At 24.4% G+C, this 16,331-nt stretch carries 20 protein-coding genes; 2 read left to right on the forward strand and 18 right to left on the reverse strand.

Annotated features, from left to right (window positions below):
* On the forward strand, window positions 1-467 hold a 467-nt coding region (traD, locus tag DYA59_RS00005), incomplete at its 5' end, for a conjugal transfer protein TraD (RefSeq protein ID WP_115268128.1).
* Window positions 468-491: 24 nt separating this feature from the next.
* Here the strand turns inward: traD and DYA59_RS00010 are convergent.
* The 17 genes from DYA59_RS00010 to DYA59_RS00080 all read right to left on the reverse strand — a co-directional run bounded on the left by DYA59_RS00010 (window position 492) and on the right by DYA59_RS00080 (window position 15,207).
* Entirely contained in the window at window positions 492-1,001 is a 510-nt protein-coding gene (locus DYA59_RS00010; protein WP_115268130.1) for a helix-turn-helix domain-containing protein, read from the reverse strand.
* Window positions 998-1,504 (reverse strand): type III toxin-antitoxin system TenpIN family toxin, encoded by a 507-nt coding sequence (tenpIN, locus tag DYA59_RS00015; RefSeq protein WP_174888022.1) that lies wholly within the window; start codon window positions 1,502-1,504, stop codon window positions 998-1,000. Before tenpIN ends, DYA59_RS00010 begins: the two co-directional genes overlap by 4 nt.
* 325 nt (window positions 1,505-1,829) lie before the next feature.
* Entirely contained in the window at window positions 1,830-2,465 is a 636-nt protein-coding gene (locus tag DYA59_RS00020) for a recombinase family protein (protein ID WP_115268132.1), read from the reverse strand.
* A complete protein-coding gene (locus DYA59_RS00025) occupies window positions 2,465-3,406 on the reverse strand; it encodes a zeta toxin family protein (protein WP_115268134.1) in 942 nt (313 codons plus the stop codon). Before DYA59_RS00025 ends, DYA59_RS00020 begins: the two co-directional genes overlap by 1 nt.
* 10 nt (window positions 3,407-3,416) lie before the next feature.
* Window positions 3,417-3,674, reverse strand: a complete 258-nt coding sequence (locus DYA59_RS00030; RefSeq protein ID WP_115268136.1) for a hypothetical protein — start codon at window positions 3,672-3,674, stop codon at window positions 3,417-3,419.
* A 326-nt stretch (window positions 3,675-4,000) separates the two neighbouring features.
* Window positions 4,001-4,843, reverse strand: coding sequence for an Abi family protein (locus tag DYA59_RS00035; RefSeq protein WP_115268138.1), 843 nt, complete (start codon window positions 4,841-4,843; stop codon window positions 4,001-4,003).
* Window positions 4,844-5,049: 206 nt separating this feature from the next.
* Entirely contained in the window at window positions 5,050-5,439 is a 390-nt protein-coding gene (locus DYA59_RS00040) for a hypothetical protein (protein WP_115268140.1), read from the reverse strand.
* A 117-nt stretch (window positions 5,440-5,556) separates the two neighbouring features.
* On the reverse strand, window positions 5,557-5,970 hold the full coding sequence (locus DYA59_RS00045; protein ID WP_115268142.1) for a hypothetical protein: 414 nt from the start codon (window positions 5,968-5,970) through the stop codon (window positions 5,557-5,559).
* Window positions 5,971-6,061: 91 nt separating this feature from the next.
* Window positions 6,062-7,276 (reverse strand): hypothetical protein, encoded by a 1,215-nt coding sequence (locus DYA59_RS00050; RefSeq protein ID WP_115268144.1) that lies wholly within the window; start codon window positions 7,274-7,276, stop codon window positions 6,062-6,064.
* Window positions 7,277-7,660: 384 nt separating this feature from the next.
* Window positions 7,661-8,149, reverse strand: coding sequence for a hypothetical protein (locus DYA59_RS00055; protein ID WP_115268146.1), 489 nt, complete (start codon window positions 8,147-8,149; stop codon window positions 7,661-7,663).
* Between the two features lie 107 nt (window positions 8,150-8,256).
* Complete coding sequence (locus DYA59_RS00060; RefSeq protein ID WP_115268148.1) at window positions 8,257-9,315, reverse strand: hypothetical protein; 1,059 nt, start codon at window positions 9,313-9,315, stop codon at window positions 8,257-8,259.
* A 212-nt stretch (window positions 9,316-9,527) separates the two neighbouring features.
* A complete protein-coding gene (locus DYA59_RS00065; protein WP_115268150.1) occupies window positions 9,528-10,166 on the reverse strand; it encodes a hypothetical protein in 639 nt (212 codons plus the stop codon).
* 49 nt (window positions 10,167-10,215) lie between these two features.
* Window positions 10,216-11,346 (reverse strand): ParA family protein, encoded by a 1,131-nt coding sequence (locus tag DYA59_RS00070; RefSeq protein WP_115268151.1) that lies wholly within the window; start codon window positions 11,344-11,346, stop codon window positions 10,216-10,218.
* 17 nt (window positions 11,347-11,363) lie between these two features.
* Complete coding sequence (locus DYA59_RS09570; RefSeq protein WP_281268928.1) at window positions 11,364-11,489, reverse strand: hypothetical protein; 126 nt, start codon at window positions 11,487-11,489, stop codon at window positions 11,364-11,366.
* Between the two features lie 155 nt (window positions 11,490-11,644).
* Complete coding sequence (locus DYA59_RS00075; RefSeq protein ID WP_115268153.1) at window positions 11,645-12,946, reverse strand: ArdC family protein; 1,302 nt, start codon at window positions 12,944-12,946, stop codon at window positions 11,645-11,647.
* A gap of 5 nt (window positions 12,947-12,951) precedes the next feature.
* The gene (locus DYA59_RS09455) at window positions 12,952-13,089 is read right to left on the reverse strand and encodes a hypothetical protein (protein WP_172606918.1); all 138 of its coding nucleotides are present in this window, start codon (window positions 13,087-13,089) and stop codon (window positions 12,952-12,954) included.
* A gap of 30 nt (window positions 13,090-13,119) precedes the next feature.
* A complete protein-coding gene (locus tag DYA59_RS00080; RefSeq protein ID WP_115268155.1) occupies window positions 13,120-15,207 on the reverse strand; it encodes a DNA topoisomerase in 2,088 nt (695 codons plus the stop codon).
* 79 nt (window positions 15,208-15,286) lie between these two features.
* Here DYA59_RS00080 and DYA59_RS00085 point away from each other — a divergent pair, with 79 nt between their 5' ends.
* Window positions 15,287-15,871 carry a hypothetical protein gene (locus DYA59_RS00085; protein ID WP_115268157.1) on the forward strand — a complete coding sequence of 195 codons (585 nt, stop codon included), beginning with the start codon at window positions 15,287-15,289 and terminating at the stop codon, window positions 15,869-15,871.
* Here the strand turns inward: DYA59_RS00085 and DYA59_RS00090 are convergent, their stop codons facing one another.
* Window positions 15,872-16,315 carry a hypothetical protein gene (locus tag DYA59_RS00090; protein ID WP_115268159.1) on the reverse strand — a complete coding sequence of 148 codons (444 nt, stop codon included), beginning with the start codon at window positions 16,313-16,315 and terminating at the stop codon, window positions 15,872-15,874.
* Window positions 16,316-16,331: the final 16 nt, after the last annotated feature.

Raw genomic sequence — 16,331 nt, forward strand, 5'->3', positions numbered from 1 at the left:
TGAATCTTCAAGCCATGAACAAACGAATTAAAAGTTTAGAAGAAAAATTAAGAAAAAATAAAATCAAAAAATCAAGCTTTAGTCAAGCAGAAAGAAAAAAAAGAGCTAGAAATTTGATAATACTAGGAGCTAATTTTGAAATACTGGGATACGAAAAAGAAGAAAATACTGTTATATTAGGTTTTTTAAAAGAAAATATAAATAAAATCAAGCAAAATAGAGAACTGTATAAAGAAATAGGACAATCCATTTTAGATGAGAGAGCTAAAACTAGACTTGAAAACAAATTAGAACATACTTCTCCAGAAACAAGACAAGTCAATTCTGATGAAATAAAAGAACTTTTAATACTATCTAAAAAATATAATATATCAGAATATATAAAAAAAGAGTTTAATAAAACTCTCTGGGAAAAACTTACTTATAAAGAATTTATTTTAATTAAAAAAAATTTTACTGGAATATAAAAAAGCTAGATAATCTAGCTTTTTTTAATATGTTATCATCAAAATTTTTTTTCTCAAATTTAAAGTTAGTCTAACTTCACGCCCCTGTAAATTTTTTAATTTTTGTCCTATGAAAAAAATAAAACTATATCTATCTTTAATAATCTTTCTTTTTTCAAAAATATAATCATCATTTTCTTCGTGTTGTAATATTATTTTATTTGTTAAATAAGTACAATATATTTCGTTATTCTCATTTAAATTAAATCCTATAGCTATATCTTTTGGTATAATTATATAAATTCTTTCACTCTTTACCTGTACTAAAACCTTTTTTGATAGCTCTTGATTATAGTAATATTCTTCTATTTCTTTATGATCTTTAGTAAAAACTGGATTTTCTAACAATCTTTTTATTAAATCATAATTTATAAATAATTCGTTTGATTCTATTTTTCTTAAAGTTGGAGCAGATATTCCTAAAAAATTAGCTAAATCATTGATAGTAATTTTATTTATTTTACGAGTAATTCTAATTTTATCTCCTATTTTCATTTTTCTAGCCCTAAATCCTTTAAATTATTTTGAACTTTCTTTTTCCAAGAATCATTAGCTAATTCTTCCCCAATACTTAATTCTTTATGAAAATATTGTAATGTGGAATATTTTAACAAAATACTATTTTTAGGAATCTCTGGATTTTTTAATGCTTTTTTATATTTTTTTATATATGTTTCTAATTTCTTAGACAAAAAATCTTCTTTCCCTAGTAATAATTTATATTCGTCATCATTTATATATACTTTTGTTGTTGTATCTACAAATTTGACAAAGTCATTAATTATAACAGCTTTTGTTAGATCTAAACCCTTTGTTTTTTCTTTATTTGTAAAAATTGCATTTTCGTGCTGAATATTACTTCTCAAAGGAACAGCAAAAATCATACCAAGACATTTAACTAATGTAGTACAAGCATATGGTCTATTCTCTTTTTTCTCCATTTCTGAACATTCTTTGTATTCATCAAAAAATTCTTTTTTTAAAAAATTAAATTTCATAAAATACCTGCCTTAATTTTATTGATAATTTAATTATAACATATATTTTTATTTTTAAATATGAAAAAAGCTCTCTGAATGAGAGCTTTTCAATCTTCTATTGAATATTTCTTTTGATTATCCTGTTCGCTATTCTACGAACATATCTTCTCAATGAGCTTTCTTTTGATTATCCTGTTCGTGGCTCTACGAACATATCTTCTTATAAGAATTATAGCATATTTTTAATATAAAATCAACAATATATTGCGGGAGTACCCGCACCCCGCTTGATCTTGGAAAAATATAAAATATAAAATTTTCTCTTTTTCCAAGCTCTCATATTTTAATTATTCTTCATTGATTTTTTTATATTAAAAAGTGTTGTTTTTCCTATTCCAGTAGCTTTAATACAATCTTTTGTCTTAATATTACCTGCGATCCAAGCGTCTATATATCTTTTCTGCTCTGCTGTCAAATTCTCTTGTTTATTTGGTCTACCTATTACTTTATTTTTCTTAACTGATATTTTTCTTCCCTTCTCGTCTACTGGTAAAGCGTCATAAGCTCCTGCTTGTCTTTCTTTTTTTACTTCAACTTCCTTTTCAGCAAAATATGCTAATAAATTCAAAGCTGTAGGTTGCAATATTTCTTTAACGAACTCATTTTCATTATTAGTATTTAATAGCGGCATATTTAAGATTTCTATGTAAACCCCTTTTGCTTCTAATAATCTAAAGGTATTCAATATATCTTTTTTATTACGCCCCAGTCTGTCTAATTCAGTTACTATAAGAATATCTCCTACTATTAAATCGGCTAAAAGTTCCTTCCATTTAGGCCTTTCTAGTGTTCTTCCTGTAATCTTATCAATATAAATATTTTCTTCACTTACTCCTGCTTCTCTTAGTAGTTTTAATTGTCGATCTAATACTTGCTCTTTGGTTGACACTCTAGCATATCCTAATTTTCTACTTTTCATTATTCCTTCCCTAAAGTTAAAGCTTTTCTATCATTTGAAAGTTTTTTTTCCCAAGAACTCATATCTTTATTATTTTCTAAAGAATTTTCTCTCTCTTTCAAAAGTTTTTCAAAAGGATTTTCTTTTTCTTTTATACTATTTTCTTTTTCTCTTTCTATTATAGCTATTTCTTCTTTTGGTGCTTTACGTTCATTCATATATTCTAATACTTTATCATAACCTTTTAAAATTTGTTTTTTCTCATCTTCGGATAAAGTTCTTTGAAATTCTTTAGAGATTAATGTTCCTGGATCAATATTAGGTGTTTCTTTCATTGAGTATAAACATTCATTTTCTCTATTATAAATTCTAATATTAGAAAATACTTTTGCATTGTATAATTTACTTAAATTATTAGCTATATTATCAACCACAATTTGATGATCCTTTTTTAGTGTTGCTCTTGGTTGAAGTCCTAATTTTATCATTTCTTCATATCTATTTAAAGTACCCAAATAAGAAACTTCTGGCCTTACTTGAATTACAGCCATTTCAACTTGATAACCTTTTTTAGAAAGTTCTTGTTGTGTTTTTAATGGTGTTTCTGATGTTCTTAGTGTTCCTTCTATAATTAAATTATATCCTTCATCACTTAATTTATTAATTAAAGCTTCTGTCATTTTCCCTGCAAAAGTTTTAGTATATTCTACTGCTTCTTTTCCATACATTTTTTGTAATTCTATAAAATGAGGGTGTTTTTTTCTAAAATCATCTCCATTTATAACAATTAAATTCTTATTTTCTTTTTCTAGTAAAGCTGTCAGTCCACTTTTACCTGCTCCTGGTTGTCCTCCAAGAAGAAAAGCCTTTTTTTCTTCTGTAATTTCAATATTTTCTGTAAGTCTAACTTTTATTTCTTCAAATGCTTTTTTAAATTCACTTTCAGTAAAATTATCAATCATAATTTAACTCCTAATTTAATTTTTTTAAAACTTCTAAAGCTAGATCTAATTTAATATTAGCTTCATTTAATTTTTCTATAGTTTCATATTCTGGTTTAAAGATATTACGATATATTTCTGAAATAATTTTTTCTAATACTCTAACAGGGTTTAAAGATTCATAACTAATATTATTCTCATCTAAATATTTATCATAGTCTGCTAATATTTCTGCACTTTTTTCTCTTAATATTTCCCTTCTTAAATTAATTTCATATAAACTTGCCATAGTATCAACTCCTTAAAATTATAATAAATTATTTCTTATAATTATTATATCACAATAGTTCAAAAAAGTATATAAAATTTTAAAGTTATTTTTGAACTGTTTTTTTAAAAAATTTTATAGAAAAATATATAAATTTCTAGTAGTTCAAAAAGTATACTTTTTTGAACTACTGTTTAAAAAAGAAAAAAGGTAGCATGTAGCTACCTTTTTATATTTGCTTATTTGTTGGGATTCTATACCCTTGATTATTTAGATAGAGTTTCTCTCTCTTTTCTTGAATAGATTATACCATGAATATAAAATAAATTCAATTATAAGCAGTTATTTTATAAATTTTTTATTCTATTTAACATAGTTTCTAATTTAGAATGCATTCTATAATCACTAAATCCATTTAACAAATTTATTAATTTTATCTTTATTTTATTAAACTCTATAGGATCATCAATTATAATTTTCATTACAAAAAAAATAATCTCAATTTCTTTATTACTTATGGAATCCCATTCTACTTTTTTCAATTTTTTTGGAGGAAATAATATTTTTCTAGACAATAATGGCATTCCGTGAGCACAAATATTTCTAATTTCAACTAAAAATTTAAACCAAGAACTTAAAATATTAATGTCTATTCCATTATAATTTTCTCTTGAAAAATATTTTCTATCGCGAAGTATCATATTTGAGTAAAATTTTGAAATTTGTCCAAAAGAAAGTATTTCAATAATTTTATATAATGGTGGATCATCATCATATCTGGAAAAATGGTTTTCAATCATTTGATTTTTTTCTTTATTTACTTTTTTTAAAATTTCTTCAATAAAAATAGTATGAAAATTTGATTTATCAAAATGACTTTGGTTTAAATAACCATGATTTCCATACTTTAAAACATGATAATACGCCAATTCTGTTTTTAATTTAGTTTCAATTACTCCTAACCCATAAAATATAATATTTCTAATTTCTATATCTAAATTATATAAATTAATAAGATTTTCAATCTTTAAGGGTGTCGAACTAAAAAACTCTCTGAATAAAAATAATTTTTGATAATTATTACGCTTCAAAAACTCTCTACATTTAGTTTCATCAACAATGAGAATACCCTTAGATTTTATATTTTCTATCTGTTTTTCTATTGGTAAAGGTGGCTTAGATTTTCTCATAATATTAAATTTCCTCTCGTAATAAGAAAAACCCTCTCAAAAAAGAGGGTATATCTTAATTAATTATATTTTTTGTATGGAACGTATTCCGCTATTTAAATATTAAAAAAAGCTCTTCCATCTCTATTGATTTTATTATATATGATAATAACTTTTTTGTCAATCTTTATTTTTATTAATGAATTTTCTTCTTCCTCTCTTTTATTTTACAGTTTTCTTTTTTCTAATTCGTCTATAATATTTAAAATTTGCTCTAATTTTTCTTTTTTTAAATTTTTTCTTTTAGAATTATTCATTATTAAATCTTTTTGTTGTTCTGCAGAAATGTATTCAACTGGTAAATATCCACATTCAATATCTTTTTCCAATAAATTTATTTCATACTCTAATTCCTGTTTTGTTATTGGTTCAAACTCTTTATTCATATATTTTGGTTGTGCTTCATTAACTATATTTCCAACATGAATACTCACAAGATAGCTAGCTAAAGTAAGATCTTCTTTTAATTCCTTTACCTTTCTTTCACATTCTTTTAAAGCACCTATACTAAAATCTTTTTTTATTTCATTTATTCTTTCCTGTAAATTTTTATACATTTTTATCTCTCCTTTTTTATTCAAATAACAAACAATATTTTTCTGTTTATATTGCTTATTATAGCATAATACACTTTTAAATACAAATTTCTTCTATAAAACACGCTTTATTAAATTTTAATAGTCATCATAATAATTATTTCTATAGCTTCTTGCAGATAATAAAATTACCGCAAAAATTAAAAATATTAAACTAAATCCTAAAATTAAATATAATATTACCATTACTATATAAATCGCTGCTGCTATTGTTCCATATACAAGATCTGTTTTCTTATACATCATGTAAATAGCATATAATATCATAACTATACCTATTGCTATAAGTATTACTCCAGATATGGAATCATTTGAAGGTTTATACAATATTCCTATAACAATTAATATAGATCCAATAAAAGGCATTTTAAAATTCTCTTTACAAAACATTTTTATATTAAATCTTTTTTCATATTCAAAATTTACTTTTTCTTTTACTTTAGGTAAATACTTGAGTATGCAAATTATAATTAATATTTCAACAATAAACATTATAACACCCTCTTATTTTCATTAAAATTGCTTTAAAAAGACTTTCAGCTATTTTTTAATTATTTTTTACGTTTACTTAGACAAAATCGATTTAAACGTAGTTTTGTGCTTTCATAGCACGTTCTATATAACTTTTTATCATTCCTTTGTAAATTGTAGGTTGAGCTTCTTTAGTTTTAAAAATAAAAGTTACTTCTATTTGTTGCTCTTTGATTAAAAGCTCTATTGCTTCTTCTTCAATTTTTAATTTATCATAAGTATCTAATTTCTCAAATATTTCCATATAGTCTATTTCTATAGGGTTTTCTATAGTATCATTTTTTTCTGTATATTCTTTATTATTTTTAGAATTAATTTGTCTTTCCCCTTTTTTTATTTTAGCAGAAAATAAAGCTTCAACATTTTTGACATCTTTATTTTCAATTATAGCTGAATATGTTTCTCTAAGATAAAGTTCTGTATCTTTTAATGATAAACGTTTTCTTATTCTTAATACGGATTCTTTATTAGTCTTAGTAAAATTAACTCCAAGTTCTTTAAATAAATTTTCAAAAAAATCAAGCTCATCATCTATATCATGATTTTTATTTTTTGTTGATTTTGTTTTTGCTTGATTTATATTATGTTTAGTGCAGAAATTCTGCACACGCGTTGGCAGTTTTTCCGCACACGCGTTGGCAGTTTTTCCGCACACGGAAGAATTTTTATTCGTGTGCGATTTATCCGCACACGGAATAGAGTCAGAATTATTGGTGCTTTCTGATGATTTTATTTGTTTAACTTCCAAAATTTTATTAATATAATCTTCTTTTGTTGAAAGATTAGTGTAACTAATTTCTAATTTTTTACATAAAAGTCTTAACTCTCTATATGTTAAAGTCCTAATATAATCTTCTGTTAAATCTTCATCAGACAAAGCTCTATTATATGCTAATTCTTTGATTGATTCTGTACTCGATAAAACACTTACTAAAAATTCAAAATTTACTTTGTAGTAAGTTTTAATAGGTTGTCCTAATTTTTTGATAGAAATTATACCAAGTTGTTGAGCTTGTTTTTTTATTGATGTAATTCTAGTACGTGGCATATTAGTAAATAAAAATATATCATCATCTGTTGCAAAGAACATCTTATCTTCTGTTAGTTGATTATTTGTAAGAAAGTAATTATATTGATTTACTAAGAATGAAATAAAAACAGCTAAATCTAGTCCATATTTAGCTAAGATTTTTTTGTTAATAAATAGGTTTGCTTCTTGAGATAATGTATTTATAAAAATAATATCCCAGTTAATTGATGTATTCATAATTCCTCCTAAGTTTTTTATAGCAAAAAAACAGCTCTCTAACAAAGCTAGTCGAACTGTTTTTGCTAAATTAGGAAAATTTATCTAAATAAAAGGGTTGACGTACCCCCAAAAAAAGAGTATAATTATTCCATAATAAAAATAAAAAAACAAAACGACAAAGTTAAGCAATATCAAAATGTTGAAACTAACTTGTTGAGATTAGCAAGTTGTTTCTTACTAGCTTTGTTGAGAAGCTCTTAAAGTGCGGGAACACTTTGAGAGCTATTTTTTTACTATATTATTCTATTTTTATTAATTATAATATATTTTCACACTTGATTTGTCAAGATTTTTATATTACTTGTATATATTTTTCTATGTTTCACACGTGAAACATAGAACTTACTTTTTTCTAGTTGATGAAATATCTTTTCCTGCAACTGTTAATTCTACAACATCTTTTGCTACAACTAATGTCATTCCTGTTGTTTTGTTTATTCCTTGATTAGCATAAGAAAAAGTTGTTCCATTAGATATTATATTACTTACAAAGCCTTTGATATAATATTGCTTTATAGAATCACTTTCTTGTTTTAGTTGTATTGAACTTATTTCCATATCAAAAACGTCTGGTGTTCTAGGAGTTACAATTACTTTTTTATCAAGAGAATAATAGATTTCATCTGGATCTAAACAAGTAATTCTATATTCATTTCCCTTTAAATGTTTTATAGTTATTTCTTTATAGTAATAATTGGCCTGATTTTTAGGTACTGTTTCTCTAGTATAAGTTCCAGGTAAATATTTTTTTACAGTATCTTCATCAGATGACCCACACCCTATAAGTGCTAAAATAGTTACAACTCCTACTAATAAATTTTTTATTTTCATCTTTAAACCCTCCTTATTGAATAAAACTAATAATTTATTAAAATTGCTTTAAAAAGACTTTCAGCTATTTTTTAATCATTTTTTACGTTTACTTAGACAAAATCGATTTAAACGTAGTTTTGTGCTTTCATAGCACGTTCTATATAACTTTTTATCATTCCTTTGTAAATTGTAGGTTGAACTTCTTTAGTTTTAAAAATAAAAGTTGCTTCTATTTGTTGTTCTTTAATTAAAAGTTCTATTGCTTCTTCTTCAATTTTTAGTTTATCATAAGTATCTAATTTTTCAAATATTTCTATATAGTCATTTTTTTCTATATCATCATTTTTTTTCTTTGGAGATTTTTCTATACTATTATTTTTATTATCTACTATCTTTTCTTTATTAGTTTTAGAATTAATTTGTCTTTCTTCTTTAGCTATTTTTGTAGAAAAAAGAGCAGCTATATTTTTTACGTCTTTATTTTCTTTTAATGCTCTATAAGTTTCTCTCAAATAACTTTCTGTATCTTGAAGTGATAAATGTTTTCTTAATTTTAATACCGAATCTTTATTTGTCTTAGTAAAGTTTATTCCAAATTCTTTAAATAAATTTTCAAAAAAATCAAGCTCATTATCATGTACATGATTTATATTATTAGTTTTTCTTTCTTTAGTATGATCTATTATTAGTAGTCTTTGATTATCCGCTAACGGGTTAGCCGCTAGTGGATTTTCTACTTTCGGTAAAAAGTTAGAATTTTCGGTAGTTTCAACCGAAAGTGGATTTTCTATTTTCGGCTCTTTTTCAACTTTTTTATAAATTAATGAATAACTTTCATCTATACCTTCAATATCTGCTACTATATTATTATGTAATTCAATAGAATAAGGTGTAGGAACTTCATAAATTATATAAAATGTTTCTACTACTTTCCCTTTCTGTCTTAATTCAAAATAATGGCAATAATTGAAAGTTCTTAGCTCTCTCAAAGCACTTTTACAAGCTGTTATTCCGTCAGTTTTGCAAGTTGCTAGATGTTCTAATACTATTTTCCAATCGGAAGGGCGCCCTACTAAGTAGGTTAAAAGTCCAGTTGCTTTCCAAGAAAGTCTATTATCATTAATTCCTGTTTTATCAATTTGAACATAAGGATTTTCCCTCGTTTTTAATTTTATAACTGCCATATATATGTTCCTCCTAATTTATTTTTAGAAATAAATAACTTAGTTATTGCAGTCTACTAAATGTTATATGATCTTAAAGAATGGCCATTCTTTGGGAGATTTTTTTTCATTTTATAATTAAAAAGTTTAAAAATATTACTTTATTTCAGGAAAATATTACAGTATCTTCATTAGATGATCCACAACCTAAAAGTACTATTTTATTTTCATATTTAAATCTCCTTATTGAATAAAACTAATAATTTTTCTAAAAGTTTAGCAGCTTCTTTTTTATCTTTTTCATCTAAAGAGTTATAATTATTTTTAATATTTAATTCTAACTGTTCAAAATTAAATGTTTCAAGATTAAAAATATTTTCTTGATTAATATACTTATCTTCAATTTTTTGTGGTATTGGAGCAAGTAAACATTTTATTTCATCTAATGAAGATCCATTATTTAATAATTCTATTATAGTGTCTTTTTGCTCGTGTTGACAAATTTCACTTATTAATCTGAAAGGTAGTAATGCTACTATTTCTTTTCCTTTTTCACTACTAACTTCTAAATATAAATTATATTTTTGTTTATATCTCCAAGCAGTAGTTCTATTAAAATTATTTGATTTTAGCCATTCTAAATAGATTCCTTCTCCATTTTCTTTACCTAATGTTTGATAGACTTCTTCAAATATTTTTCCAAGTGCTAATGCTCCTTTTGCATTAATTAAAGTAAGTTCATAGCTTTTTTGTCTTAGAAAATCCCCGTATTCTCCTGAATAAATTTCATTGTCATAATTTAATGTATCTTTTGATATGATCTCTTTTATAGTTCTTGTATTAAATTTATCTTTTAAACTTCTACTACTCATATTTGCTCCATTCTTTTTTAATTCTATGTTTCACGTGTGAAACATAGAATTAAAAATTAATATCAAATTTATTTTTATTCATTTTTTCTTCGATGATATAATCTCCAACTTCTTTAAATGAAGACTGAATTTCTTCAATTTTTTTAGCTTTACTTTCCCATATTGTTTTACCTTTGTGAAGCAATACTTCTATTTCAGAAGTATTAGGGATAGGATTTGGGAATAATATATCTGTATTTTCTATTGCTTCCACTAATTCTTTTTTGTATAAATTTTGAATTTTCTTATCTTCATATTTGTTAATCATAACAGCTAAAACTTTATCTACTCCTGTTTCATCAACGACATTTAATACTCCTTCTGTTGTTACTCTATCACAGAATGTAGGGATAATTATTTTATCCGACGCTTTGACAAATACACTATCAATTTTCATAGTAGGAATACTGTCAATTAATATATAATCATATTCATTTTTAAGTTTCTCTAAGAATAAAGGAAGTTTTAGTAAAAATTGAGTTCCAAAAGTGCTACTTTCTAACGGTATGAAAAATAAATTTTCTCTTAATTTAATAATATCCCCAGTTCCAGATTTTACAAATTCTTTTAAACCTCCAGCAAATTCAATTCTTTCTCCAAAACAATAATCAATAATATTATTTTGAGAATCCGAAGTTAGTAATAAAACTTTTTTGTTTTGTAAGGCTAAATACGCTCCTAATTGAACAGTTATGAAAGTTTTTCCAACTCCACCTTTATTTACTTTTATAGTTATAATTTTACCCACTTTTGTATTCTCCTTTTTTTCTAAATTTTCTACAGGTAGACTTACTAATTTTAACTTTAATTTATGATCCTCTAAAAATTCAATTTGTACTTTGTTTTCTTTTTCTAAATTTACTCCTAAATCATCTAATATTCCAAGTGGTAGATCTAATTTTCTACCACTTTGCAATTTAATATTTCTTTTAAGCTCAATGATTTTTCCATTTTTTGCTTTTTCATATGTTTCAGATTCATTATTTCCATTTAATATAATTTCTTTATTTTTATAGAAAAAGCTAAGAGCTATATTCCCTAAATGGTTTATCATAGCTTGATTTAAAGAGATAGTAGCACTATTTAATCTGCTTAATCTACCGTCTTTTCTATATTTCATCATTAGTTTTAATTCTTTCATTGACACACACTCCCTAATTATTGACTAAGAAATTTAAAGAAGTTATCTAAATCTTTTTCAGTATGGAATGTTGCTGTAATTTTATTTCCTTTAAAGTTTATAACTACTAATACACTTCCGTCGTCATTATAATGTAAGCTCATTATATCACTCTCCTAGTTGAATTTTTTTAAATTGAATGATATAATATTTTTGCGAGAAATAATATACCATTCAAAAGGGTTGCTTAATTAATTAGGCAATCTTTTTTTATAAGTATATTATACTCTTTTTTTGGGGGTGCGTCAACCACATTTTTTTATTTTCCTAATGTAAGTTGTAAATTATCTTTAGCCAGTTTGTTAGCCCAAGAATTATTAGAGGTTGTAGCCACTTCTAAATTATTTCCCATATCTTTAGCTAGTTTTTTAGCCCAGACATTTTCTTTTTCAAGTTCATTTAATTTATCCTCTAAATATTTAAAAGATTCAATATCACGTGTACCTACGTCTATTCTACCTTTATCAATAACTTCATTGTTTTTTATATGTTCAAAATAAAATTTATAAATACCTTCATTTTTTTGATAAAGTTCATTATCTAATTTTTTTATTTCTTCTAACAAGTCTTTAGTTAATTTTAAATCAGCGTAACTTTTAAGACCATTACTACGTTCGTTAAACTCAATACGCCAATATTCATTATCAGTTGTTTTATTAATAATCTTTTCTTTAGAGTGTTCAAGATATCTGCTATATAATAGTTCACTTGCTTTTTCAGCTTCTATACTTGCTTTAAAAAGTTCATTAAAATCATTTTTTAAAACTTTGATCCAACTTTGTAAATAAGCTCCGTGATTATCAATATGTGTAGCTTCTAATTTGATACCTAATTTTCCTTGTAACATCATTGCTCCAAGTTCAGCTACAAGCTCTTCTCTGGCATATTTTTCACTTCCAAAGTTATTTGTTATATCTCTATTTAGTTCCTTTCCAGTTGAATGTACCATTTCATGTAATACAGTTGCTAGATAACTTTCTTGACTTTTGAAAGTCTCTTTTAATGGAATTAGGATTTTATCTTTACTTGGAGTATAAAAAGCATCTGGTTGTGCAGTTTCAATAATAGGTACTTTAGAACTTTTTATAAAATTTTCTGCAATCTTTAAAGTTTCTGTTTTTTCTAAAGGTTTTAAATTAAGTGGTGGTATTCCTTCTACATCATTAGCATTGAAAACTCTAAAATAATTAGGAATAGGTGTATCTAATTTTACTTTAACTTTTTTTTCTACTCCTAATTCTGGATTTTTCTGCTTTTCCTCTTTTTCAAAAATCCATTTTTCTAATATTATACTTTTTGCTCCTGGTTTTATTTTCCACCCTTCATCTTGTGCTTGTTTAAATGTAACCCAACGAGGATCGTTATATTCATTTATAAGAGAAGCGTGGAAAGTTTTTAAAACATTTCTGCCTTTATATGTTACATCTGATGAAGGATTTTTTGGTAATAGCATTTCTGGTGTCCAACCTTTTTTCCATTCAAGACCTTGTTTTTCCATTTTTTTGATGATTTCTTCAACTAATTTTTTTCTATCATTCATTAAAATATCAAGAGCTTTCATTAAAATCACTCCTTTACATTACCATTTTCATCTGCTTCTAGTTCTTCATTATCTATGATAATTTCCTTGTCATGCTCACGAGATACCCCTATTCTTGCTAAATATTCCTCTATAGTTTCATTATTTTGTTTATCCCATTTCATATAGTTTTTCTCCTTATTTTTTATATTATACTAATTATCGGCTTTTTTATTTTTGAATCCGTCTATTTCAAAATTTACATATATTCCGTTTAGTTTTAATTTTAGGTAAGCTTCATATTCTTTCCCTTCTTTATTGGACATTTTAAAAGCTTGTTTTTTCCCTGCTAACATACCTTTTAATTTTACTTTTGTTACCTTTATAGGATTGTTAAAATGTTTTGTATCTTCCCAGAGAAAAAATTTACATTCCTGGTTAGAACAAGTATAAAATATTTTTCCCTCTTTAGATTTTTTCTGATGTACTTGCCCTTTTTTACACATAGGACAAGTTCCTAAACTTTCTAATGTTTCATCTTTTTTTATTTTTTCAATCTCAATATTTTGATTGATTATACTCTTTAATTCTTCTTCTGCTAGGTTTAAAATATCCTCTATAGATTTTTCTTCCCTATAGATTTTTTTTAGTAACTTACTAAACTCAACTGTTCTTTCTGAATATAGATTGATATTAAGTTTATCTAATATTTCTATTAGTTTTTCTCCAAGCATTTCAATAGAATAATTAGATTTATTTTGAGAAATATATCCATATTTCTTAGCATTCTCAATAATACCTGTTCTAGTTGCTTCAGTTCCTATTTCTACTCCCTCTAAAATAGCTTTATAATCTTCATCATCACTATCTTTTAATTCCTTTTTAAATGGATTTTTAAGATAATTAGATAATTCTTCTTCACTTATTTTTTTAGGTGGGGAAGTTTTCTTTTCTTTAGCTTCAAATATTATCTCAAATTCCTCATTTTCAGTAAAATGAGGTAATTCATTTTTAAAATCTTTAGACTCATATTTATAAAATCCTTCTTGAATAATAGCTTCTCCAGTCAGCTTAAAAGTAATATTTTTATCATTTAAACTTTGAATAACTATAGTTGTTTTTTCTGTTAGCGTTTTCTCTTTTAAAAAATTAGCAATAAATCTATTTTTAACAATCTCATAAATTATTTTCTCATTTCCTGTTAATTCTTGTGGAATTTTCTTTGTTGGAGTAATAGCACTATGGCTTTCTATCTTTGATGAATCAAATATTCTTTTAGAATCAAGAAAATCAAGCTCATCATGCACATCAATCACTTTGATTAGCTCTTTAACTTTATTTTTTTCATTTTCTGCTAAATACTCTGTATTTGTTCTAGGATATGTAATATATCCATTTTCATATAATTTTTGTATTATTTTTAAAGAACTTGCAAAATCTATTTTATAATTTTTAGATAAAAAACTCTGTAAAGTTGATAAAGAAAAAAGCTTACTTGCTTGTTTAGTTACTTCTTTTTTCTCTATTTCTATAATTTTGACCTTACCACTTAATTTTTTAGCTATTTCATTAGCTTTTTCTTTAGTATCTTCTTTTCTTTCATCAGTCAAAGTAACTTTTATATTATCTTTTTCTAATATTCCCTCAACTTGGTAATAATTTTTTGAAATAAAATTCTTTATTTCCATATCTCGATCATATATGTATTTAATTATAGGAATTAATACTCTTCCACAAGCTAACTTCTGACCACTCTTAACTGTTAAATAAACTGTTAGATTAATACCTAATAACCAATCAACCTCTGTTCTGGCCAGACCTTCATTATATAAATTTCTATAATCTTTATTATTTTTCAAATTTTGAATTTCTTTTCTTATGGTTTCATCTGTTTGCTCTGGTAACCATAATCTTTTTATAGTTTTATTTGTTCCAATTTCTTTTATAATATTATCTATAATTAATTGTCCTTCTCTATCTGCGTCGCCACAGTTAATTATTTCTTCTACATCATTTCTATTAATTAACTCTTTTAATATCTTAAATTGTTTTTTTATTCCCTCATCATTTTTCAATTTATATAAAAAATCTTTAGGTACAAATGGTAAAGGTATTTCATTCCATTTAATTTCATTATTGTTCAAATAATCATAAATTGAATAAAGCTCTAATATATGTCCAAAAGCCCACGATATAATGTACTCACTATTTTCTATATATCCATCTTTTCTTTCTTTAACTCCTAAAGCATTAGCAATATTTTTTGCTAAACTTGGTTTTTCTGCAATTATTAATTTTTTCATTATTACCCCCTTATTAGAATTTGTTTCATTTTTTCTTTTATGATATAATTAAAAGAAAAATTTGAGGTGTATTTCCAACATGATAAATTTTGAAAATGTTTTATCTATTTTAAAAAAAGAGTACTTTAAAATTAATAGAGAAATTTTAAGATTTGATTTTTTATATAATAATTTTCACATATTCTTTTTTTATAAGCCAACCTTAATAAAAAATGGAAAGGATATGTTTGTTTTCAATGCTGATATTAATAATGTTATTATTTCTAAACCTCTTTATTTTCATAATGATGTATTCTTAATAACTTCTATTCCTAGAGAAATTTTTAGATACTTCCTTGAAATTTCTCCTAAACCTTCTTCATTTTTTGAAGATGTCAAAGAAAAAATCTTAAATAATCAAGTTAATTATGCTTCTTCAAATATTAGAGAAGTAGAGAATAGTTACAATACTTTTATAAATAATTTTCCTAATTTTAAAATGGATAAACCATACTTTTGGAGATTAACTACTGCTAGAATGTCCCCACTTATAGAAGAAAAATTAAAGAATAATTATAATATAACTAATCAGCAAATTAAATTTTTAAAAGACAATAATAAAACAGCTCAATTTACACATAACCCTGCTAAAGAACGAGTTTTAATTATTAATTTAAAAAAGTAGTTAAATATTTTGTACCCAACTAGCAATAAAAAATTTACTATCTATTGCTAATTTTTTTTCTACTTCATCTTTTTTAAATGAATCTTGAATATTAAGTATTTTTAAAATCTCTTCTATGCTTAAAGGAGAAGATAAATATTTCTCTATTATTTTAGCTTCATTACTAAAACTAAATTCTTTATTTGATTGATAGCTAGGATAACCTAAAAAAAGTCTTATATCTTTAATATTTAATTCTACTAATTCTTTTACATCTGGCTTCCATAACCAAAATTTCTTTAGTGATAATATTAAAATCCAATTTAATTCATCACATAAAAAATCCATATATTTTTTTTCTTCAATCTTGTATTTATAAATTAAAATATTAGTATATTCTTTATATCTTGCATGACTTTTTACACCATTAAAATTATAAGAAAACCATATATTAATATCTTCCATTCTCCCTCCTAACTCT

The sequence above is a fragment of the Fusobacterium necrogenes genome (genome assembly GCF_900450765.1).
Classification (GTDB): domain Bacteria; phylum Fusobacteriota; class Fusobacteriia; order Fusobacteriales; family Fusobacteriaceae; genus Fusobacterium_A; species Fusobacterium_A necrogenes.

Coding starts and splice junctions, on each gene's coding strand:
- DYA59_RS00085 (WP_115268157.1), top strand. CDS start 15,287: ATGATAAATTTTGAAAATGTTTTATCTATTTTAAAAAAAGAGTACTTT.
- DYA59_RS00070 (WP_115268151.1), bottom strand. CDS start 11,346: ATGAAAGAATTAAAACTAATGATGAAATATAGAAAAGACGGTAGATTA.
- DYA59_RS00050 (WP_115268144.1), bottom strand. CDS start 7,276: ATGAATACATCAATTAACTGGGATATTATTTTTATAAATACATTATCT.
- DYA59_RS00025 (WP_115268134.1), bottom strand. CDS start 3,406: ATGATTGATAATTTTACTGAAAGTGAATTTAAAAAAGCATTTGAAGAA.
- DYA59_RS00065 (WP_115268150.1), bottom strand. CDS start 10,166: ATGAGTAGTAGAAGTTTAAAAGATAAATTTAATACAAGAACTATAAAA.
- DYA59_RS00090 (WP_115268159.1), bottom strand. CDS start 16,315: ATGGAAGATATTAATATATGGTTTTCTTATAATTTTAATGGTGTAAAA.
- DYA59_RS00055 (WP_115268146.1), bottom strand. CDS start 8,149: ATGAAAATAAAAAATTTATTAGTAGGAGTTGTAACTATTTTAGCACTT.
- DYA59_RS00035 (WP_115268138.1), bottom strand. CDS start 4,843: ATGAGAAAATCTAAGCCACCTTTACCAATAGAAAAACAGATAGAAAAT.
- DYA59_RS00020 (WP_115268132.1), bottom strand. CDS start 2,465: ATGAAAAGTAGAAAATTAGGATATGCTAGAGTGTCAACCAAAGAGCAA.
- DYA59_RS09570 (WP_281268928.1), bottom strand. CDS start 11,489: ATGAGCTTACATTATAATGACGACGGAAGTGTATTAGTAGTTATAAAC.
- DYA59_RS00010 (WP_115268130.1), bottom strand. CDS start 1,001: ATGAAAATAGGAGATAAAATTAGAATTACTCGTAAAATAAATAAAATT.
- DYA59_RS00045 (WP_115268142.1), bottom strand. CDS start 5,970: ATGTTTATTGTTGAAATATTAATTATAATTTGCATACTCAAGTATTTA.
- DYA59_RS09455 (WP_172606918.1), bottom strand. CDS start 13,089: ATGAAATGGGATAAACAAAATAATGAAACTATAGAGGAATATTTAGCA.
- DYA59_RS00030 (WP_115268136.1), bottom strand. CDS start 3,674: ATGGCAAGTTTATATGAAATTAATTTAAGAAGGGAAATATTAAGAGAA.
- DYA59_RS00060 (WP_115268148.1), bottom strand. CDS start 9,315: ATGGCAGTTATAAAATTAAAAACGAGGGAAAATCCTTATGTTCAAATT.
- DYA59_RS00040 (WP_115268140.1), bottom strand. CDS start 5,439: ATGTATAAAAATTTACAGGAAAGAATAAATGAAATAAAAAAAGATTTT.
- DYA59_RS00080 (WP_115268155.1), bottom strand. CDS start 15,207: ATGAAAAAATTAATAATTGCAGAAAAACCAAGTTTAGCAAAAAATATT.
- DYA59_RS00075 (WP_115268153.1), bottom strand. CDS start 12,946: ATGAAAGCTCTTGATATTTTAATGAATGATAGAAAAAAATTAGTTGAA.
- tenpIN (WP_174888022.1), bottom strand. CDS start 1,504: ATGAAATTTAATTTTTTAAAAAAAGAATTTTTTGATGAATACAAAGAA.